This is a genomic window from Faecalicoccus pleomorphus DSM 20574 (genome assembly GCF_000420345.1).
Classification (GTDB): Bacteria; Bacillota_I; Bacilli_A; order Erysipelotrichales; family Erysipelotrichaceae; genus Faecalicoccus; species Faecalicoccus pleomorphus.
On sequence record NZ_ATUT01000008.1, the window covers coordinates 49,868 to 71,164 of the forward strand.

Sequence of the window (21,297 nt, forward strand, 5' to 3'; positions counted from 1 at the left end):
CTCCTCTAAAAAAATATATTGATACAGTTTTCTAATGTTGCTTCCTGTAAAGCAGCAACCAACTGATCGATTTCTTCTTTTTTGTTATAAAAGTAAAAGCTGGCACGGCAAGTACCACTGACCTTTAATACATCCACTAACATCTTGGCACAATGTGTACCGGAGCGTACCGCAATTCCTTTGGTGTTCAAAAAGCTGGCCACATCCTGAGCCGGAATCATCTGTCCCTGATCAAAAACATTAAAGGTACAGATTCCACTTTGTGCGTTTTCGTTATAAAGATGAATTGTTTTCAGTTCTTTAACCTTCTGTACAAAATACGATTTTAATTCCAGTTCGTAAGCATGAATTGCCTCTTTGCCGATAGCCTGAATATAATCAATGGCAGCCCCTAAGCCAAGCACCCCTTCAATAGGCTGTGTTCCGCTTTCATATTTTAAAGGTGTTTCCTTTAAAATCAAATCACCACAGCTGTTAAAGCGAGCATTGCTTTCACCACCATAATAAATAGGCTCCAGTTTATCCAACAAAGCTTTTTTGCCATAGAGTACCCCGACACCGGTCGGTCCACACATTTTATGCGCACTGAACACAAAAAAATCAACATCCAAATCTTGTACATCGATATCAATATGCGGTGTGCTCTGGGCACCATCGACTACGACAAGCATATCATTTTGATGAGCGATTTTCGCAATTTCCTTGACGGGTGCTTCAAAACCCAAAACATTCGATACTTGTGCCAGACAAACGACTTTTACATTTTCATGAACAGCCTTTTTAAAGTTTTCAACCGTGATCTTGCCTTCTTCATCTAAAGGAATATATTCGATCTTACATCCCTTTTGTTTTGCAGCCTGCATCCACGGCAGAATACTGCTGGCATGCTCACTTTCATCACTTAAGATCACATCACCCGGCTTCAACAACTGCTGACAAACCATCAGGGCTACCTGGTTTAACCCTTCAGAACTGCCGGAATTAAAGATGATTTCTTTGGAAGAAGTAGCGTGTAAATAATCCGCAACCTTCTTTCGACAACCTTCATACGCCGCATCGACTTGAGCGCTCATCTCATAATCGCCACGATGAGCATTGGCTCCTAAATACGTATAATAATTGACAACCGCATCGATCACCGGCTGTGGCTTTAATGTCGTTGCTCCATTATCCAGATAGACTAATGGTTTATCGGACATCGTCCTGGACAGAATGGGAAAATCTTTACGAATTCTTTCCGTGTCCATATAATCCCACCTTGCTTTCCATTTCTTCACGCATCTTTTCTTTGGTTGCTTCATCACTGACCAGCTCCAGAATCGGCAACAGATACCCGATACTTAAAAGGCCCATAGCCTGACGCTGTGAAAGTCCGCGTGATTTTAGATAGTATAACTGTTCTTCGTCCGGTTGTCCGATCGTTTGAGCATGAGATGCCTTGACGTCATTTTCATCAATCAACAATAACGGTATGACTTGCGCTTTATGATCTTTTCCCAATGTCAAGACACGTGTTGTCTGATGCGATTGTGATCCGTAACATCCCTTTTGAATATTACCATTGGCCACCATTTCATAATGTGCACGATCGAAAAGTACAGAGAAATTTTCCATATAACCAAATGTATGTGGCGCTTCATGAAGAATTTCAATATCGTTTAACTTTGAAGTGTCCACTTGTCCCAATTGAGCGCTCATCAATTTGATATCAGCGCCAGACTCTTTTAAAAACGCCTTTTGTTTAAACGTTACGTCACTTTCTTCCATGTCCAGAAAGCCAATTTTACTCTTGGCATCTTTTTTTACCTCTACTTCCAGATCAACAGAAAGTGTCGAGGCACTCTGATTATATAAAAGGATCTTAGATTGACTGTCGGTTTCCAGCTTTAGATGCAGCTTTAAGCTGGAAATCCCTTTGCGAAGGACCATTAGTAACGAACCGGTTTTCTGAATCGTGATCGTGGCTATTTCATCCTGATCAAAATAAATCGTTTCGTTAAATTCCTTTTCATAAACCTTTTCCATAATTATCCTCTTTTAGCTCCGCAAAGCCCGATACTGGTAGGTCGTTTTTTTGTTTCTTCCTTTCTGGCGGATACATGGTATTCTGTTTCCAGCCATTCATATCCTTCTTTGTCAATCTTATCAATCAGCTCTTGATCGCCCGATACAACGATTTGTCCATCGACTAAGACATGCGCATGAGTCGGATGCAGATATTCGTAAAAGCGGGCGTAGTGAGATACGACCAAAAGCCCCATATCTGTTTCTTTCTGGCATTGATTGATGGCTTCACTTACGATCTTTAACGCATCCACATCCAAACCGGAATCGATTTCATCCAGCATGGCAATGGATGGCTTTAACATCATCATCTGTACGATCTCATTTCGTTTCTTTTCACCACCGGAAAAACCATCGTTTAAGAAACGATGTGCCAAATCCGGCTTCATTTCCAACTGCTGAATAGCTTTATCCATCTCCTTGATGAACTTAAATAAACTGATTGGCTTTTCCTGACGAGCATTGATACAGGAACGCAGGAAGTCCGAATTGGTCACACCGCTGATTTCACTGGGATACTGCATCCCTAAAAACAAACCGGCTTTGCTTCTTTCATCCACTTCCATTGCCAAAACATCCTGTCCATCAAGTTTAATAGAACCCTGTGTAACGGTATATTTTGGATTTCCCATAATGGCAGCCAACAGTGTACTTTTACCATTTCCGTTTGGTCCCATCAGAGCATGACGCTCCCCGGAGCGAATCGTCAGATTCAGTCCTTTTAATATTTCTTTATCTTCTACAGATACATGTAAGTCTTTAATAACGAGTTCTGTCATATCTATTCCTCTTTTCCGGTACTATAGTAACAAAAAAGGTTATAAATCTCAATTCAGACGATTATGAAGATTCATTGCTTTTTCAATCGATATTGGCTATAATTGAGAAAGATTTTTAAAGGAGGATTACAATGTCTGAATTCCTTAGAAACAACTGGTTTGTAGTTGTGATTGCAGTGATCATCATTGCTTTTGTTTCCTATTTTATATATGACGAAAATAAGTACAATGTCAGTGCAAAATCCGATAGTGATGGCAACCAAGTCGTTGCCAGTATCGATAAGAAAGATATCACCGCTAATGACATCTATGATCAGTCGGCTCCATTTGATACAGCGCTGCTTTATAACTTGTATCATAACCAGGTAGTAGATCAGAGTGTAAAGACCACAGATGATTTAGATGAAAAGGCAAAAGATCTGAAAAAAACGATCGAACAAAATGTTTCTTCCAGTTCTTCTCAAAATAGCGAATCACAGATTGAAACTGAGCTGGCTTCTTTTGGTTATAATGGTATAGATCAGTTATATGATTATTGTTTGATGACCGTAAAGGAAGCCAAGATGCAACGTGATTACATTGAAGATCATTTCGATGAAGTGACACCGGCCCTGCAGGAGAACAAGCCACGAACGATTTCGATCATCTCGATGCAGGTACAAGATCTGGCAGCCTTAACTGAAGATGAACAAAAGAAAAAAGACAATATCGACTCAGCTTTATCCAGCGGTTCTTTTGCGGATGCGGCAACCGCTTATTCAGAAGACACAGCTACGGCTTCGGATGATGGCTTTTATGGCTATGTCGATGCAAATTCTGTCAATAGCCAATACAGCACACTGAATGCACAAGTCATTCAGGCTGCCTTAAATCTGGAAAAAGATCAGACAAGTGACTGGATCGAAGTCACAGATTCAAGCTCCGGGCTGAAATATTTATATAAGGTACATGTAGATGAAACGGATATTCAAAGCATCTGGGATTCTAAAAACGAGACTGTTTCCAATAACATCTTATCGGCTTTCTTAACAGCCAACCAGGGGTTAAGCGTTAAAATCGTGCAGGAAAACGCAAAAGATCTTGATATCGAGTTTAAAGATAAAGATGTACAAAAACGCATTGAAGACTATATCAACGATCAGACAGGAGGAAACAGCAATGAAGAGTAATTTGAAAAAAGCGGCTGTATTTGCCGGCTGTTCTTTGTTGATGTTGACAGCCTGCTCCGGTGCAACGGCTCAGATCAGCAACGCCAGTGATGTACTATTCCAGGTCGGTGATGTATCGGTTACACGTGGTACAGAATATGAACTGATCAAAAAATCCAATGGTTCCACCATGGCGGTCACTTTGATTGAACAGGCAATCATGGATGAAGAAGTCGGCCGTGGAGATGATATTAAAAAACAGGCAGAAAAGCAGTATGAAACAAATACATCCGGAAGCGAAGAATTTGAACAAAGTTTGATCGATGCCGGGTATAAGGATAAAGATGACTATATTGAAAAAGTTATCATCCCAACAATCCAACAGGAAAAGCTATTGGATAAGTATTTTGAAGACAATGCCAAAGCCATTAAAAAAGAATACAAGCCAAGCATTGCCAAGATTTTGATGTGTGACAATAAAGATGATGCCAATAACGCTTTACAGGCACTCAAGGATGGAACAGATGCACAGACAGTATTTGATCAATACGCTAGTGAAAGTGCCACTTACGGAAATGAAGAGATAGTAGTTTCTACCCTTTTAGAAGATTCCATTCCAACTTATGTCATCAATACTTTATATTCCGCCAAGGAAACCGGTGTAATCGATGAAGTTATGAGCGATGATAACGATTCCAGTGGCGCCTATTATATTGCGATCCTTACAAGCAATGATTATGATGAAAACCGAGCAAAAATACAGGAAGATCTTGTATCAAAAGCCAGCAGTGATATTGCCAAGGAATGTAATGTTTACTATATGAAAAAACACAATTTAGAAATCCATGATCAAGATATTTTTGATGCCTTGCGCACCAGCAATCCAGAATATCTGATCAATCACCCAGAATTGGCAGAGGAAGATCAATGATCTTCCTCTAATTTTTTTATTTGTTCATCCAATATGCTTCGAAAGCGAAATTCTTCAACGCTTTGTAAACCAATATGATATAAAATATGTACATCTTCAGTATTGAATAAATAAAAATGCTGGGTGTCAATACTGCCTTCCGGCCAGAGACAAGCCGCATAATCATAGATTTTTCCGGTTGTTTTTTCTCTTTGGATTCGTCCTATGATCATAAGCTTTTTTGTTCCCTGATGTAACGTAACAACCGTTCCGATGGGTAATAACTCTTTCAAATCTTTCCTCCTTTCTAATAACTCACCTTGATTTTAAAGCCTAAACCTGCAATAAAGCCCAACTTACTTCCAAACTCCCATTCTTTATTTGCATAACGATAGGTTAGGCTGGCTTCGGCACTGCCTAAGGATCCCTGCGCACTCACGGTTACTTTCGCTCCAAAAAGATGAAAAGCGATACTTCCCTCTCCTTGTACGGCAGCTGCTCCGATGGAAGCTTCCAAATTTTGTTCTTCTTTATTAAATATGCAGGTAGCCTGTGCATAGACGCTTCCAACATCCACATCGCCTCTTGCCTGCAAGTACATATTCTTCGTACCGATTTTAGCCTGCCCCTGCAAGGATAAAAGAGAAGCCTGTGCTTGCAGACTCAGTTCTAGTCTGGGATCAAATTCTTCCTCTTTCCACAATCCCAGCTCACACGATCCTTTAGCCTGAACATTTCCTAAGTGTGCCTGAATACCGGCATCTAAAAGCTCATCGCGATAAAGGGCTCCGGCTTCTTTCAAGCTATATTCGGCTCCTATCGATAGATGCGTATTTTTTTCTTTCTTGGTCAGCTGTGCTAATGCATTCCAATCCTCCTGGTGATAGAAGCGAAATGTTCCATCCTTTAAGTAAGAAAAGCTCTGTCCACTTTTATACATTAAATGATTCTCAGTATTCTCATAGGCATCTGCACTTTTTCGAAAATAATCAATATAGGTATCTAGTGTATTTTGAATACGATCGTGTTCCTTTTTTAAAGGAAGGTTTCCTGGAAAGGCTGCATATTTTCTTCTGGATGCCAGACCATTTGCGATTCTTCGATAAACAGCGGTATCAATGGGCATGCAGCTTCACTTCCATCAGCTGTCTTTGAATCTGTGCCTGCAATGCCTGCAGTCCGTTTTGAAGATGAATGGCTTCCTCTGCCTGGCAGCAGCTGGCGACCTCACTGCAGATCGTAGTGATATAGGATGATAATGCCTGATAATAGGCTACCATCTCCATCATACTTGTACGCCTTGCGACAGCATTTGTTCATTTTCCTGATAGGCCTGTGCTGTCTGTTGTAGATATTGGGCATACTGATCCAGGGATTGCACATAGGAGCGAAATACCGGATCTAAAGAATGAAACTGTTCCATCAGTTTGTTAGCGGTGGGTGACTGCCATACAGACTCTAATTGCTGGACCTTGTTTTTAATTTCCTCAAAGATTTGCTGCACCTGCGTGTTCATTCCTTTTAATTGTGCGGAATATTGAAAGACCTCCTGCGAAGATATTTGAATATTTGCCATAGTTTCCTCCTTTTACACTAAATTTCTGGCTCTTGCGATGCGCTCCTGCTGAAGCTTTTGATATTCATTAGCGCAATATAACAAGAAATGCGCATAAGTTTCAATAATGGCGACAATCTTCTGCAGCTGTGGTCGAAACTGTTCCAACTGCGCAATAAACGCCTGATGATCCTGCCCCTGCCATACGCTTTGCATCTGTTGCATACGAGCATAGATCTGATTGATTACTTGTTGATAATCATTTGATTTTTGTTCCAGATAATGGGCACCCTGTGCCAATTCCTGATAATTAACTGTTATTTGCATAAATCCTCCTGCTTAAAATAAGATAAAATGATCGCCGGAGATCACGGCATTTTCTCTAAATGTTTTTCCGGAATTTAAAATACGTCCTGATTCGGTATGATAGAAAAAATGAGCAAATGTCGTTCTTTCCAAAGGCCACGACTTTTCTATATCTTGAATAAAGTCCTCAATGACATACGTATCACGAATCCAGACATGATGAAATTTTGACTGTGTAAAAATCTTGATATGAATGAATATATCCTGCATATTGTTACCTATTAAATGAATACACCTCCTGTTCTGTCCAATACGCGCCATAGGATGAATGATCTTGTGGCAATGAACGTTTTAGAACATACAAATAATCTTGTATTCCCTGTCCGATCCAGCACACATCTAAATCATAGATCTTCGAAAGATATTCCGGTGTTTGAAACTGATCCGCATTATAAATGGCATGTAAAACATAAATGTCTGCTTCCTCTAAAAAGTCTTCTCTGATATGCAAAGTTTTTTGTATTTGCCATTTTTCCAGCATATCGGCAATCGTTTGGGCCATTGATCGTTGTACATAACAAATCAATAAAGGGTGCTTTCTTTGCCAGAAAACTTCCTGATGAGATTTTGAATCCCACCCCAAACGCAAGACATGATTTTGATGATGAAGGGTATAAGCTTTTTCCTTTCGTTTCGGTTTTAGTATTCCTTCCCTTTTTTGAAATAAGATTGGATATAAGCTTTGCTTTCTAAAGATATATCCTTTATGCGAACGCATGTTCAGATCCGCTCGAATAAAACATCCAAAGAATTCTCGCAAGTCTTCAATGTCACTAAAGTCGTAACAAATGCGGTCCGAACGAATCAAAAACCATTCCTTTAATCGTCTATCCCATGTTCTTAGAAATAGAAATAAAATGACGTTATCGTTTTTAAGTACATCCAAATCTTTCTGTTTCAAGTTTGTGTAATCTACCAGCCATATACATGATTTTCGTATCGATTGTATTCTTCCAAATTCTTTTTCAGACAAGCAGGCATCCAAGCCATCTTCTTCGATTTCCAAACCATAGACCGGCAAAGTCGTCCAACCGACAATACTTTGAATCAGTTCTTTTCTTTTTTGATAGGAAGTACAATAGATACACGAACATTGTCCCGGTTGAGGCGCCCATTCCCTGACTTGTTGTATAGACGGCTCATCGATCAATGCCAATTGTTGCGATTTGAAAACACTTTGATCAAACGGATGTATGATCCATTCCTTTGCACTTTCATCTTTGTTTATTTGTTGCGATAAAAAATGAAACAAAGTTGTCTTTTCCTGGTGATAGCTTTGCACGATCTTTCCATTCTCATCAACTTCACAATATCCATTGGGATGTAAATAGATTTCTTTTTGCAGATACCATGCTCTGCCCATACGTTGATGAGCCTGTTGATCTTGAAGAATGAAATCTCCCGGTCGTTTTAAGGCATAGGCATGATCAGAGTGCAAAACTTCATAAGAATCGGCAGTTGTTGCTACACTCATACAGATCTTAAAATCCATATTGGCCCAGATTTGATCATCCATTACACCTAATGGCTTTTGTGTAGAAAGAATACAATGCACACCCAAAGACCTTCCGATACGGGCGATTTCTTTGATTTTCATCAAGAAATCCGGAAAGCTTTGTTTGAGCTGTGCCAATTCATCGACAATTAGAAATACATGCGCTAAAGGATCTTTGATGTTATAAGCGTTATATACATCGATATGTGCTGTTTGGTCTGGATGCTCCTGGTTAAATTGCTGAAGAATTTTTTGTCTTTTTTCCAAAAAAGCCTGAAGACTTTGATCAAAGCGTTCCATTTGATCTTTTTCAAGATTGGTCAACATGCCCTGACAATGAGGAAAGTGCATAAAATACTGTCCAAAGGCTCCACCTTTAAAATCAATCAGAATATATTGAAATAATTTAGGCGAGTTCTGTACAACCAGCTGTAAAAGAATATTTCGTAACATTTCACTTTTTCCACTACCGGTTTTACCAGCCAGAAATCCATGCGGCCCTTGTTTAGATTCCTGCAAATCTAAATATAGTAATGTCCCTTTTTCTTCAAAACCCAGACATACTTTTAAGTTCACACGATTTTGACGACACGAATCTAAAGAGAAATGCCAGATATTCTGACCAAAAAGAGCTTTACATTCCTGACCTTGATCCCATCGTTTTTCCTGATGAAGAAGCATGAGCTTTCTAAATAGATCACCAGACTGGCAAAAATCAGCCATCCGCAGTATAGGGCCAGTCGCATCAAAACAAATACAGGTTTCTTCTGAAGGAAGAGATTCCAAAGCAAACGCTTCATTGATTATAAATGTATATTCATAGCTCTGATCTAAATCTTGTATGAAGCTAAGCCATTCTTCTTTTGTTTGAATCAAAAGCTTTTTTGTATCCTTAATACAAGCTTCATGATTGAAAAAAGGATGCTCTTTAGACATAGATACATCGACCCACACCCATTTTCGATGGGCTTGATAAGCAACCAGCAGCCATTCCAGAAATAAAGACTCGATCCATGAAAAAGCTACTTTGGGAAGATGTATCTGTTGTCCCTGTTCCAGAAACACCGGCGTATCTTCATAGGTTTTGATAGAGTGTATTAAGGTTTCTTGTTGTTGAAACAAACGATCCTGCTCCTGCAGATAATTTGGTTTTCGATACTGAAGTTGGATCCATTCACGTTTCTGATAGCCAATCCACAAGCGATAATCTCTTTTTGCCTCTCTTTGAAAGTTTGAAAGTTGCAACTGATACTGCTCGACCCATTGTAAAACTGTGCTCTGATATGCCTTTTGCATCCTTTTCATCTCATTTTGACTGCGTTTACAATACTGCGAATATTGATCGATCAAAGCTTGATTTTCCTTTTTCTTTTCACGAACTGTCATCTTTCGATTCCACAAGCCAAAGGCACCAAAGGCCAATCCCATAGATACCGCATTAATCATCAGCGATACCACAGAAAAGCTTTGTTGCGGTGAACTGATCCATACAACGCCGGCACTGACCAAACCAGAAATCAATATCAACAAAGAGGAGCCCATCGATTGAAACCAGTGCCCTTTGGGAATGGGCATTAATGGTTGCGGTGACTGCAACAAAAAAGATGCTTGCGGTACTGTTTTGACCGTTTGCGAAACGACTTGAATCCTGGGAAGCTCAGGAATCTTGTCAAACACGACATTTTCCTGTTTTTGTAAAACCCCTAAAACCAAATAACCCGGTAAGTAATAGGCTTCTTTGGTTCCAAACCATAAATGATCTAAAGCATTTAATTTTTGTTTCCGGATTCTTTTATCGTTACAATAAGTGCCGTTTGTACTCTGTAAATCTTCCAGGTGATCGTTGGTTATTTGAAAGTGAAAGGATGAAATTGTCTCATCTTCTATAACGATCGAACAAGTTGGATCTCGTCCTATGACATTGTGCTGCTGTAACTTTTTTACCGACCAGCAACTTGGTAAACGATACAGGGCAAAGGTAATCTGGTTCCATATGATACCTTCTTCTTTCAACAACATTCGTTGTTGATTCGCAACCAAATACCACTGTCCTTTTCGCTTTTGAAAAATGACTCCTTCAACTTTTAAGTTCTCCTGCAATGTATAAATGAAAAGCTGTTCTTCTTTAAGAACCTTTAATTTTTCCATGCTTCACTTTCCACAACAAGCCAAGGATGCCTACAAGTCCAGGAATCACAAGCAGCCAATACCCATAAAATTTTGTCTCTTCAAGCGTAAAAGTTTGTTGAATTTCTGCGATATTGCCACTTTTATCTTCTGCGCTGGCTACAATTTTTGTTTCTTTGTCCTTTAAGGTAATCAAAACGTATTCATTGTGCAAGGCATCTTTGTGTATCTGATCCGCATCCATTTTTTTACCATTGATTTGAATATCGGTAAAATGATCGTTTGAATACGATTCTGTATTCAATAATGTTAAGCGCAGAACATCTCCTTTTTGTAAATGAGACAGTGATCCTCCATTTTCTGCCATAAAGCGCATCATAGGTTTTGTTCGATCCTGCAAATGAACTTCTTTTTTCTCCAGAATGATTTTTTGATCCTCGTTCTTTTTCCAAGTTCTCCAAATACTGCGGGAATCTAGATACGATCCAAAATAAGGATCCTTTGTCTGTACCTGAACAACTTTTTCCGACTTTTTTTGCACAGTAGAAGCTTGTAAAAGTAAGCTTTCGATTTGTGTTTGATACTGAAATTCATACGAATACGAAGAAATATTTCCCTGCAGATCTTTTCCCTGACAAACCAACTTCAATCGATCCTTGTTCTTTAAAGACTGCCAGAGCGTATTCAATTGTCCCGATGGGATTTTTTGATCATTCACATAGATATCCAATTGTTGTTCGATTGGCTCATCCCAAAAAAAGATAAACTCTTTTTTCTCATAAAGGATATACAACTGATTGGCCATCACAGGTTGCTGACCATGAAGTAATGTCAAAACAGGAGGCTTGGCATCCAATAGTACATCGACCGGTTTAAGCGCTGTTCGACCAAAGAGATCCGTCGCCTTTAACACAACCGATACTGTCTTCTGCTGTCCTTCTGTTGCCTTTAAAACGAATCGATCATCCGCTTCTACAACCATTTGATCTACAATGACACTTTTTTCTTTGACAAACTCCGGCCAGTGAATCAAAAGTTCCTTATCTCTTGAACCACTAATTTCGTTGACTTCCGTTTGAATTTCCGGTTCTGTCTCTGAAAAATGAAAGGTAAACGTATCCTGATCATTGATCTTTAAAACATGATTTGGATTTTGACGATCATATAAGTGCACCTTGAATACTCCATTCTGAAGCTTATACGGGATCTCCTTTTGATTCTGACAGGCGATTTCATCAATAACCTGTTCCTCTTTTTGTACCAGCATATAAATTTCATCGGCAATGGGTGCATCAAAAGTAACCTGTAAGCTCCATTGCCCTTCTGTTGTCGAAACGAATTGTGCATGGGCATAAACAGGTTTTGGTTCTTGAATCCAAAACTCCTTTATGATCGTTTTCTCCTTTACAATCTGGACATGATGAGCTTGTTTTGAGAAAGGAACACTTCCCTTATGTTCTTCCCACACGATCGGCACATCACGATCATCTATAAGAACTTGTATTTTTGAATCATCGCTTATGATTTCAAATGAATCGGCTTCATCATACTCTACATGTTCTAAAACCGGTTTCTTTTGATAATAAACTTGTATCGCATCCGGTGGATGCTCCCACGCATATACCGTCATCGGCAAAAACAACCATACGATATTAATCCATAAAAACCATCGCTTCATACTCACATCCCTTCTAATTGAAAAGTTCAAATAGCTTCATAAATGTTTCTTCCTCTTGAAAGCTTTCTATAAAAGTCTGAGGAAGACTACTCGTCTGAATTTCTCTGGATCGCAAAAACAACAAATACTCGGCATGGATGCATGCGACTTCTTTAAATAGTTCTTTATTTTCCTGTATTTCGTTGATTGTCCAGCTTTTATGAATGTTTTCTAAAAGCACACGTCCTTCTTTGTCTAAAATGATTTCCTTTTCCAATAAAAGCTGTTCCACGACCAAAATGTGTAATACCTTGTTGAAGATATCCTTTTCTTCCTGGATCGCCTGTAAACTTCTAATCAATAAAGAAGCATCATAACTATGCTCTTGTTGCGTGATCCAATGCGCCAATTGTATTTGTAATGGCATTTTCTTTTGTATGGACTCTGGTATGTTCTCTAACAAATACGACACGATCGACTGACTTCTGGAAAAGATAGACTGTTCCAGAAAAAAGCTAGCGTTCTCTTCGTTCGATAATACCTCTTTACGCAATCGATTCTGCACGATCCATTCGGATAAAAGCCTCTGTGTCTTTTCCTGAATCCCTCCTTGTATTTGATGATGTTGAAGCTGATAATCGTGGATCAAATCTTGGGAAACACTTTGAAAAAAGAGTATGTTATAAAAGAAAACAGACAGAATAAAAAGTAATAAACACACACCTTTTCGAATATGACCCGCCAGTAAAAAGTAAAATCTTGCCGATCGCATCGTCCGAAATCGCTTTTTCGCATTCTTTCTAGTGCATTTAAGACACCACAACCGATACAAAGAAAGCTTGTAAAAAGGTTTGAGCATGATTCCAAGTGCATAGATATCCGTAGAAACCTCCTTTCTTTTTTGTGTAAGCGACTCAGGTGTCTGATTCGATGGCGAAGACATATACACTTGCACAGAACCGACTGGTAAACAGGCATTAAAATCAATGAGAAATACATGATCTTGGTACACCATCACGTTTTCGAGCTTGAGATCCATATAAAGAAACCCATGAGCATGGAGGTTTTCTAAAAGGTGCATGAGTTCTAAAATCCATCGTTTTTTCAATCGAAATTGTCTTTTCTCTTCCATCATTTTCATCCATGTCTTTCCCGGGATCCACGTTTCAATAATCATGATTTGATCTGCCTCTTCTATCACATCGATCAGATGCGGTATATAGGGATCATCCATCAAAGATAAAACATGGATTTCCATTCGAAACTGATGAATATGAATTTTCGTTGCGTTTGAAAGAAACAACGTTTTGGTGAAATAGCGTTTTCCTGTCCATTGGTCTTCTACCAAAGCACAGGTCGTACAGAAAGAGGAGGATAAAGTCCTTACGACCTTATATCTTTCCATCTTCATCTTGTCTAAAAATAAAATCTACGCTTCCCAATGTAAGCTTCATTCCATCATGCAGACGCATCTTGCGAATCACTTGTTTATCATTGAGGAAGGTCCTGTTTAAGCTTTTCAGATCTTTGATGTAGTAACGTTCATTTTCGCAAAGTATCAGGGCATGTTTTAAGGAAATTGATTCGTCGGGTAATCGTATGTCGCAGGATACTAAACGTCCAATCAGTACACTTTCTGTTTGAAGATCGTATTTTCTTCCCGTCTTTTTTTCTTCTAAATACGCTTTTGTCGTATTGACTTGACCAATTAACTGTGTCTTGTTTTCAACGGATGAAGTCTGTGTATCTGGTACAAAGCGCATCTTTGCATAATACAAAGTAGAGACCGGTTCTTTTAAGCGAAAGCTTTCTCTTTCTTTGAAGAAGGCCCAACGCTTTAACGGATAATAATTTCGTTTCACATTCTCCAGACCGGAAATCAAATTCGGTAAGGAAAATTCTTCACTTTGACAGAATCGAATCATAAATCCTAAGATCTCATAAGCCGTTGTTGTTTTAAAGTGCTCTACCAAATACTGGACCCATGATACAACCTGTGTTTTTTGAAACATCCATTCATCCAAAACTAAAGGAACAACAAGAAAATAGAAGGTATCTCCATAAGGAGAAACAAACACAAAAGAAGGATCGAATAAGACAGGTTTGTTGCGATTGACACTGATCGCACATTCGAATAACTTCTTCAAAAAGAAATACCCCTCTTTTTTCTCAAAGATCACTTGTTCCAGAAAATCTTTTAAGTTGATCAAATTTTCTACCGAATACACAATCACACCTTTTTGTCGATCATCCAAAACACAGCGAAGGCAATAATCATCACCAGCCATTTTTTCAAAGACTGTCAAATCCATTTTAGAAGGGTCCTTTAGGGCAACCTTTAAAATGGAAGAGTCCTGAGATAAAACTTGAATCCATTGGTTCATAAAACCTCCTTTTTTGAAAACCTCACTATTAGATACGATAAATTTTGATAAAACTATTAAAAAAAGTTAAAATTTTTTTATGAAATTTAAAAAATACCTGTTTTTTATCCATATTTGGGTTCTAAATCCTATTTTGAACATCCTTCCCTGGTTTTGGATCGATATCTTTTATGACAATCAAAGTCACATTGGAAATGCGATGCATCATCCACTCTATCTTTTTTTATGGGCAATCAGCAGTGCCCGGGGATTTTATAAACTGTCCATCTTGTATTGGCAAAAAAGAAAATTTTCCTATATATCTATCCTTCATCGGTTTCTTTGTATCGGTATGCCTGTATCCTGTCTGATTCCTTATCAGTTACAAAATGCAGGATGGTTAAATGATCTGCATATCTGGCTTGCGATTGGCTGTGTCGGTGGATTCATCGTGGAATGGCTCTATTATTTCTATAAACAAATGCTTTTGATTTCTTATGAAAAGATTCTTGTGCTAGTCTTTGTATTCTGTACCTTTTTACTGTTTGTTCCCGGTCATATCACATCGGCTGCACAAACCTCGTTTTCTCTACTTGTCAATATCACTTTATATCAGCTGGTATTTTCTGGTAATCATGATAAAATAAGTGCATGAATTTTATAGAATCTGTTCAAAACAAGCGAATCAAAGAATTGACACGCCTGCATACAAAAAAAGAACGCGATAAAACCGGCTGTTTTTTGGTTGAAGGAGAACATTTAGTCAAGGAAGCATTTAGTGCCGGATGCCTGCAGGAAGTTTTCATCAATAAAGACACTTCATGGAAGGAATCGATTCCCAGTACGCTTTGTTCCGATGCCGTATTAAACAAGCTTTCCGTTCAAAGCTCACAAGCAAAGATCATTGGTTTGTGTCGTAAGAAAGAATGGGATGAAAAAGAAGAAAAACAGATTCTTCTTTTAGATTCTGTTCAGGACCCGGGAAACATGGGAACCTTGTTGCGCACAGCCTGTGCGTTTGGTATCGATCAGGTTTATTGTTCTATGATGTGTGCCGATATTTATAACCCCAAAACGATTCAGGCATCACAGGGTGCCATTTTTCACATTCCAGTGTGCTATACCGATCTAAAGTCTTTGATCCATAAAAAACAGGCAGAAGGACTTACGATCTACGGAACCAGCCTGCATGAAAGATCGCTCCCCTTATCGAAAGTGGAAAAGAAGACTTCGTATGGAATCGTTTTAGGAAACGAAGGCAATGGAGTACATCGTGAATTGATCGATGCCTGTGATGTGATTGTGAAAATCGAGATGCATGCCTTTGAAAGTTTGAATGTTGCGATTGCCGGTGGCATCTTGATGTACGAGTTTGACAGAAACAAAGGATAAGAAAATGAATCGTTTGAAACATTATATGATCAGTCTAAAAAAGGCTCTGGAACTGGAAGTTAGAGAACATCGCTCTTCCTTTGCGGTTTATTTGATTTTGCGTACCTTAGTCATTCTGGTTTTAGTTCGCCAGATCATGATGCAGAATTACGAAAATATCTTTGTATGCCTTTTAACCCTGTTATTACTTCTGGTGCCCAGCTTTGTACAGCTTACCTTTAAAGTAGAGCTTCCTATATTTTTGGAAATTTTGATTCTTGTCTTTATCTATGCTGCGGAGATATTGGGTGAGATTGATAACTATTATTTTTCGATTCCTTATTGGGATACCATACTTCATACCATTAACGGCTTTGTTTGTGCTGCCGTCGGTTTCTCTATGGTCAGCTTATTAAACAGAAGTGAAAAAATTCAATTTTTTGTTTCTCCTCTCTTTCTTGCGATCGTCTCTTTTACCTTCTCCATGACGATCGGGGTGCTATGGGAGTTCTTTGAATTTTCAATGGATCAACTTTTTGCGATGGATACCCAAAAAGATACTCTAATCACTTCTATTCATTCAGCCGGTGTAGATGAAATTCTTCCGCCATTTGAGGAAAATGATATTCATAAAGTCACCGTTAACGGCGAAGTCATTTCCGATCAGGGCTATATTGATATCGGTCTGATTGATACGATGGAAGATTTATTTGTGAATTTTGTTGGCGCAACAATCTTCTCTTTATTCAGTTATTTTTATGCACGAAATAAAGAGCGATTTACCTTCCTTCAAAATTTCATTCCGAAAAAGAAAGATCGCAACAAGGATTATCTTCATCAACAAATAAAAAAAGGCGTGGGAAATTAAGCTCTCACGCCTTCATCTGTATTCCATCCTCTTTGTTCCTCCTGAATTCTTTCGCTATTGTCATAACGCGAACCATAGTAGTTCGATGCAAAATACATTCGGGAACAATATGTCAAAAGATTCATGATCAGTATCAGTAAAATAAAATTCCTAAGGAAGGAGCCGTTGCTTCTTTGTGTTCTCTGAAACTGTGTACCACCAAAGCCAAATGGCCCATAAAAGAAGAAATTCGAATTAAAGTCCGAATTCTGTTGTGACTGCTGGTTATAGAAATAGGAAAAAGGATCCTGATACGTGTTTCCATACGGATTCGATTGTTGTTGATAGGCCGTATTTCTATATTTTTCCGGATTGGTGATCTGATCATAAGCCGCATTGACTTCCTGCATCTTCTTTGCACATTCTTCATCGCCCGGATGCAGATCCGGATGATATTTTTTTGCCAATTTACGATACGCTGATTTGATCTCATCCGGAGAGGCACTTCTGGATACGCCTAATACTTCATAAGGATCTCTCATAGTTCGGTAAACATCCTCCATCCTATATATACCATGCTATTCTAACATTTTTGTCAAAAAAATCATTCAAAATTTGCATTTTCACATATTTTCATATAATTCTAACGACTTCCATATTATAGTACGAATAAGTCACATAAAATTCCTATGAGTTTAAAGTGATAAAAAGATTGACAAACAAGAGAACATCATGCCATCATCCAAGTATAGAGCTTTTAAATATTGTTTCTTATGATTGTTGTTTACTGCATAAAATGAAATATAGTCGAATCAACAAGAGATAGGCGCTCTTAAAAACAAAGTTGTAAATTGAGTATATCTACGGTTTTTGAAATCGAATGATATGAATTCTATACTGAAAAAATCGGGTGATACCTTTTTAAAAGTATTGTGTTGTCCTTTATTAATTGAAGTATAGATTCTTCTTCAGAATTTAGAATTTATAAAACATAGGGTAAAAATAAATGTATAATATCTCTATAAATCAGAATTTATCAGAAAATAAAGAATAGTTGAAATGGAGGCGCTATAATAACATGAAGATTGAAGGGAACCAGAAAGAACTGGATGCAATGGTAGAATTTCATAAGGGAAACCGTGTCGAGGGGCTGAGACTGCAAGAAGAATTTGCAGCGGAATTTCGAAAGGAGTATAAAGACAAAGATCACTGTCCTTGCCTGAAAGCCTGTCGTTATCACGGAAACTGTAAGGAATGTGTAGCAATCCACAGAGCGCATCAGGAACATGTTCCTAATTGTATGCGACCATTGATTAATAAAAAATTGAAATTGATGTCAGAATTAACAGAGCATACCTTGGCAAATGAAATAGAAGCTCCACATGAGATTTTAAGAAAATAGGAAAGTCAAATTCAAGTTTGTTAAATTGGAAAATTAGAATTTGTAGAGGAGATTGTATATGAAAAAAGCAGAAGGAATCTGTTCTGTGATAGGGAGCCTTGTAGGTGCAATAGGAACCGGAGTAGCTATTTACTTTACTGGAAGCGTTTGGTGTTCAATTATAGGATTTTTAGGTTTTATGATTGGTGACCGAATTGGAAAAGTAATCGACGACTCTAAAGAGGAATAAGTTCCAGTTAGTTAAACAAATAAATCCTAATTTAACAATTTCATATCCAGTATTATACAAAGCGGTCAGTCTTTATGATTGGCCGCTTTTCAATATCTGGAAAGTACTGTTTTCCTCCAATATAAGCGTAAAGTTGAATTATGTCAGAGTCAACAATATGTACCTCTATCTCCCTTTATTTTCAGTATAGAATGATATTAAGAATTATTTGACAAGTTTCTAAAACCTTAGTATTATAAGTAGGCATTGGAGACTTGTCCGAGCGGCTTAAGGTGCAGTCTTGGAAAGGCTGTGTGGTTAACGCCACCAAGGGTTCGAATCCCTTAGTCTCCGCCATGAGTCAATGAGTCCTTTATCGAAAGGACTTTTTTATTTTAATTAATTATAAAAAAAGATACGGAAGTCGAATTTTCCGTATCCATGAACTTCATCGGATCTCTATATTAACGATGCAGAATAGGTGAGATCCTTTTATATAAAATGCCTACGACCAAACTCACAACAACACCTTTTAAAAGGTTGAACGGCAATGTCATTAAGACTACGAAAGTGAATGTATCTTTTACTAAAGGCAGAATAGAACTTCCCATGCCTACGATCACATCCATTGGCATACCATAGAAATAAGAATAAGCCGGTAGTGCAATAAAATAATTGGCAAAACATCCAATTATCCCCATGGAAATGACACCGATGAGCATCGCTATAAATGCTCCTTTCATCGTCTTATGTTTTTTATAATAAATGGCACTTGGTAAAACTAAAGATAAACCAATCAAAAGATTGGAGATTTCCCCGACAAAGGCAGTATCGGTTCCCTGAAACACAAGATTTAAAATAATTTTTAAAGTTTCTACCGTAGCTCCGGCAAGAGGCCCTAAGGCAAAGCCGCTGATCATTACGGCAACTTCATCAAAGCCTAACTTATAAAAAGGTGGAAAGAAAGGCAATGGAATTTCGAACAACATCAAGACAAAGGCAATGGCAGCCAAAATAGATACCTTGGCAATCCACTGTACACGAGATGTTTTCGAACTGACAAATGATTGTGCTGACATATATATTCCTCCTTATCATCAGCACCTCTTTATTCAAAAGAAAAAGAGGTTTGTCACAAAAACCTCTCAGGATATACGATAAAAAAGGATTTCAAAAAATCTTCTTCCATCCAGACTTTAACTGTCGCTACCGGAATTGCACCGGTTCGTGCCCGAAGGCTCGCGGAGTGTACCGCCGATTGGGAATTTCACCCGACCCTGAAGTTTTTTGTACATCCTTATCGTATTCTTTCTCGCTTTTTTTGTCAACTGATTTGTGAATTATTTACCAAACTATGTTTTACTTTAATGTCGTCTTCTGTTTTCTCTTTCGACAAAGCCGTTTTAAAATAAGCTCTGGTTTCACGGACTACGACCTTTCGCAATGCGATTAAACCGATCAAGTTAGGAAATGCCATACATCCATTCACAATATCCGCTAATGTAAATACAAAGTCCAAAGACATAAAAGGACCAATTCCAATTAAAACGATGAACAAAATTTTGTAGGGTAAGATTGCTTTTTCACCCAACAAGTATTGAATACATTTTTCGCCATAATAATTCCAGCCGATGATGGTAGTAAACGCAAAGAACAATAAACCGATATTTACAACATAGATTCCGATTTCACCAATAGGAAAACCATTCTGAAACGCTAATGTTGTCATGGCTGAGCCTTCTACACCTAAAAGATAAGATTGCGTAATAATGATCGCCAAACCGGTCATCGTGCAAACGCAGATCGTATCGATAAAGGTACCTGTCATAGATACTAATCCCTGCTCCACACAAGAATCTGTTTTGGCTGCTGCTGCCGCAATCGGCGCACTTCCCAAACCGGATTCATTACTGAAGATTCCCCGGCTGATTCCACTGCGCATGGCCATCTGCATGCTAATTCCAACACTTCCTCCAAACGCTGCAGAAGGTGTAAAAGCAGACTGCACCACTAAAGCTAGTGTTGGAAGAATATCCTGATAATGCGTGATCATGATCAAAATAACGCTTACAATATAAGCTACACTCATGAATGGAACAATGACTTCTGATACCGAAGCGATTCTTTTAATTCCTCCAATGGTAATAAAACCAACTGTAATCACCAAAAAGATCCCTGTGACAAAGGGAGGAATATGCAGTGTTAAACTGGCAGCATCAGATATGGAACGAACTTGTGTAAACGTCCCTATCCCTAATAGGGCAACCCCTACACCAAAAACCGCAAAACAACGTGCCAGTATCTTTCCCAGTGTTTTATGCTTTAATCCTTTTTCCAGATAATACATTGGACCTCCGGACATCTGTCCTTTTTCATCGCGCTGGCGATATACAATGGCCAATAAACCTTCCGAATATTTAGTTGCCATTCCTAAAAATGCGGAGATCCACATCCAAAATAAAGCGCCCGGCCCACCGGCAATAATGGCGGTAGCCACACCTACGATATTTCCCGTTCCAATCGTTGAAGATAAAGCCGTACATAAAGCTTGAAAGCTGGATACGTCTCCTTCCTTTTGATCATCTTTTTTAAACATCAGACGAAATGCAAGTGGTAACCTGAAAAACTGTAATAAGCCTAACCGACATGTAAAATACAACCCGGTTCCCAACAATAGGAAAATCAAGGGTAATCCCCATATCCATTCATTGATCTGTGTTAATGCGTTTGAAAGAGTTGCCATAAAAAAATCCTCCTTTATACCAAAAGAGGAATTAGAAAATAGTAAAAACAATCCTAATCCCCTGTCCTTTTGCCTGAGAGTTTCACCCTTTCGGGCTTGCTCCTTCGGCGTCCATTTAAGGAACTCTCCAGAGGCTCGTCAGAATACTATCCTTTGACCTGAAATAATGAATTCTTCGGTGGTCTTTCGACTCTCTCTAGCATTCGTCATCCGAACTCTACCCTTGCATTGTAATCAAAAATGATGATGGATGCAAGATAAA

23 protein-coding genes, 1 tRNA gene and 2 riboswitches are annotated in these 21,297 nt (G+C 38.5%); of the genes, 8 read left to right on the top strand and 16 right to left on the bottom strand.

Translation table 11 applies throughout. The annotated features are described in order from the left end of the window. Positions 1-5 precede the first annotated feature (5 nt). From G413_RS0105040 to sufC, 3 genes are read right to left on the bottom strand one after another with little or no spacing between them, the layout of a single operon-like run. Positions 6-1,247, bottom strand: a complete 1,242-nt coding sequence (locus tag G413_RS0105040; RefSeq protein ID WP_022789840.1) for an aminotransferase class V-fold PLP-dependent enzyme — start codon at positions 1,245-1,247, stop codon at positions 6-8. Continuing rightward, complete coding sequence (locus tag G413_RS11020) at positions 1,225-2,025, bottom strand: SufD family Fe-S cluster assembly protein (RefSeq protein WP_022789841.1); 801 nt, start codon at positions 2,023-2,025, stop codon at positions 1,225-1,227. The genes G413_RS0105040 and G413_RS11020 overlap by 23 nt, the downstream gene beginning before the upstream one ends. 2 nt (positions 2,026-2,027) lie before the next feature. Continuing rightward, complete coding sequence (gene sufC / locus G413_RS0105050) at positions 2,028-2,843, bottom strand: Fe-S cluster assembly ATPase SufC (RefSeq protein WP_022789842.1); 816 nt, start codon at positions 2,841-2,843, stop codon at positions 2,028-2,030. 131 nt (positions 2,844-2,974) lie between these two features. On the opposite strand from sufC, the gene G413_RS0105055 reads away from it, so the two are divergent. Both G413_RS0105055 and G413_RS0105060 read left to right on the top strand, forming a co-directional pair. Next, positions 2,975-4,012, top strand: coding sequence for a peptidylprolyl isomerase (locus tag G413_RS0105055; RefSeq protein WP_022789843.1), 1,038 nt, complete (start codon positions 2,975-2,977; stop codon positions 4,010-4,012). Further along, positions 4,002-4,922: a peptidylprolyl isomerase gene (locus G413_RS0105060; RefSeq protein WP_022789844.1), complete on the top strand. Its 921-nt coding sequence runs from the start codon at positions 4,002-4,004 to the stop codon at positions 4,920-4,922. Before G413_RS0105055 ends, G413_RS0105060 begins: the two co-directional genes overlap by 11 nt. Here the strand turns inward: G413_RS0105060 and G413_RS0105065 are convergent. Genes G413_RS0105065 through G413_RS0105110 form a run of 10 tightly spaced genes read right to left on the bottom strand, consistent with a single transcriptional unit; the run spans position 4,916 to position 14,485 of the window. Beyond that, positions 4,916-5,194, bottom strand: coding sequence for a DUF4176 domain-containing protein (locus G413_RS0105065; protein WP_022789845.1), 279 nt, complete (start codon positions 5,192-5,194; stop codon positions 4,916-4,918). The two genes, G413_RS0105060 and G413_RS0105065, sit on opposite strands and share 7 nt — an antisense overlap. Positions 5,195-5,208: 14 nt before the next feature. Continuing rightward, positions 5,209-6,027 carry a hypothetical protein gene (locus G413_RS0105070; RefSeq protein WP_022789846.1) on the bottom strand — a complete coding sequence of 273 codons (819 nt, stop codon included), beginning with the start codon at positions 6,025-6,027 and terminating at the stop codon, positions 5,209-5,211. Further along, complete coding sequence (locus G413_RS12080) at positions 6,017-6,190, bottom strand: hypothetical protein (protein WP_022789847.1); 174 nt, start codon at positions 6,188-6,190, stop codon at positions 6,017-6,019. Before G413_RS12080 ends, G413_RS0105070 begins: the two co-directional genes overlap by 11 nt. Beyond that, complete coding sequence (locus tag G413_RS0105080; protein ID WP_022789848.1) at positions 6,187-6,477, bottom strand: WXG100 family type VII secretion target; 291 nt, start codon at positions 6,475-6,477, stop codon at positions 6,187-6,189. Before G413_RS0105080 ends, G413_RS12080 begins: the two co-directional genes overlap by 4 nt. 12 nt (positions 6,478-6,489) lie before the next feature. After that, a complete protein-coding gene (locus G413_RS11025) occupies positions 6,490-6,783 on the bottom strand; it encodes a WXG100 family type VII secretion target (RefSeq protein ID WP_022789849.1) in 294 nt (97 codons plus the stop codon). 12 nt (positions 6,784-6,795) lie between these two features. Beyond that, positions 6,796-7,032, bottom strand: a complete 237-nt coding sequence (locus G413_RS0105090) for a hypothetical protein (RefSeq protein WP_022789850.1) — start codon at positions 7,030-7,032, stop codon at positions 6,796-6,798. 4 nt (positions 7,033-7,036) lie between these two features. Further along, positions 7,037-10,465 carry an FtsK/SpoIIIE domain-containing protein gene (locus G413_RS0105095; protein ID WP_022789851.1) on the bottom strand — a complete coding sequence of 1,143 codons (3,429 nt, stop codon included), beginning with the start codon at positions 10,463-10,465 and terminating at the stop codon, positions 7,037-7,039. After that, the gene (locus G413_RS0105100; RefSeq protein WP_022789852.1) at positions 10,443-12,122 is read right to left on the bottom strand and encodes a hypothetical protein; all 1,680 of its coding nucleotides are present in this window, start codon (positions 12,120-12,122) and stop codon (positions 10,443-10,445) included. The genes G413_RS0105095 and G413_RS0105100 overlap by 23 nt, the downstream gene beginning before the upstream one ends. A 13-nt stretch (positions 12,123-12,135) precedes the next feature. Beyond that, the gene (locus G413_RS0105105) at positions 12,136-13,506 is read right to left on the bottom strand and encodes a protein kinase domain-containing protein (protein ID WP_162138396.1); all 1,371 of its coding nucleotides are present in this window, start codon (positions 13,504-13,506) and stop codon (positions 12,136-12,138) included. Then, entirely contained in the window at positions 13,493-14,485 is a 993-nt protein-coding gene (locus G413_RS0105110) for an FHA domain-containing protein (protein ID WP_022789854.1), read from the bottom strand. The genes G413_RS0105105 and G413_RS0105110 overlap by 14 nt, the downstream gene beginning before the upstream one ends. A gap of 79 nt (positions 14,486-14,564) precedes the next feature. Between G413_RS0105110 and G413_RS0105115 the strand changes: the two genes are divergently transcribed. Genes G413_RS0105115 through G413_RS0105125 form a run of 3 tightly spaced genes read left to right on the top strand, consistent with a single transcriptional unit; the run spans position 14,565 to position 16,703 of the window. After that, positions 14,565-15,119 carry a hypothetical protein gene (locus G413_RS0105115; RefSeq protein WP_022789855.1) on the top strand — a complete coding sequence of 185 codons (555 nt, stop codon included), beginning with the start codon at positions 14,565-14,567 and terminating at the stop codon, positions 15,117-15,119. Then, a complete protein-coding gene (locus tag G413_RS0105120; protein ID WP_022789856.1) occupies positions 15,116-15,856 on the top strand; it encodes a TrmH family RNA methyltransferase in 741 nt (246 codons plus the stop codon). The genes G413_RS0105115 and G413_RS0105120 overlap by 4 nt, the downstream gene beginning before the upstream one ends. 4 nt (positions 15,857-15,860) lie before the next feature. Next, the gene (locus G413_RS0105125) at positions 15,861-16,703 is read left to right on the top strand and encodes a DUF2238 domain-containing protein (protein WP_022789857.1); all 843 of its coding nucleotides are present in this window, start codon (positions 15,861-15,863) and stop codon (positions 16,701-16,703) included. On the opposite strand, the gene G413_RS12470 is transcribed toward G413_RS0105125, so the two are convergent. Further along, positions 16,700-17,224 carry a J domain-containing protein gene (locus G413_RS12470; RefSeq protein WP_022789858.1) on the bottom strand — a complete coding sequence of 175 codons (525 nt, stop codon included), beginning with the start codon at positions 17,222-17,224 and terminating at the stop codon, positions 16,700-16,702. The two genes, G413_RS0105125 and G413_RS12470, sit on opposite strands and share 4 nt — an antisense overlap. A gap of 536 nt (positions 17,225-17,760) precedes the next feature. Here G413_RS12470 and G413_RS0105135 point away from each other — a divergent pair. The 3 genes from G413_RS0105135 to G413_RS0105145 all read left to right on the top strand — a co-directional run bounded on the left by G413_RS0105135 (position 17,761) and on the right by G413_RS0105145 (position 18,649). Beyond that, on the top strand, positions 17,761-18,084 hold the full coding sequence (locus G413_RS0105135; RefSeq protein ID WP_004613237.1) for a hypothetical protein: 324 nt from the start codon (positions 17,761-17,763) through the stop codon (positions 18,082-18,084). A gap of 58 nt (positions 18,085-18,142) precedes the next feature. Beyond that, complete coding sequence (locus tag G413_RS12085; RefSeq protein WP_022356063.1) at positions 18,143-18,313, top strand: hypothetical protein; 171 nt, start codon at positions 18,143-18,145, stop codon at positions 18,311-18,313. A gap of 248 nt (positions 18,314-18,561) precedes the next feature. Then, positions 18,562-18,649: transfer RNA gene (locus G413_RS0105145), tRNA-Ser, on the top strand. 107 nt (positions 18,650-18,756) lie between these two features. On the opposite strand, the gene G413_RS0105150 is transcribed toward G413_RS0105145, so the two are convergent. Together G413_RS0105150 and G413_RS0105155 are read right to left on the bottom strand one after the other, a co-directional pair. Next, positions 18,757-19,371, bottom strand: coding sequence for an ECF transporter S component (locus G413_RS0105150; RefSeq protein ID WP_022789859.1), 615 nt, complete (start codon positions 19,369-19,371; stop codon positions 18,757-18,759). Positions 19,372-19,465: 94 nt separating this feature from the next. Next, a riboswitch (FMN riboswitch) is annotated at positions 19,466-19,581 on the bottom strand. Between the two features lie 35 nt (positions 19,582-19,616). Beyond that, positions 19,617-21,035, bottom strand: coding sequence for an alanine/glycine:cation symporter family protein (locus G413_RS0105155; protein ID WP_022789860.1), 1,419 nt, complete (start codon positions 21,033-21,035; stop codon positions 19,617-19,619). A 51-nt stretch (positions 21,036-21,086) separates the two neighbouring features. Further along, positions 21,087-21,176, bottom strand: a riboswitch (glycine riboswitch). Positions 21,177-21,297 lie beyond the last annotated feature (121 nt).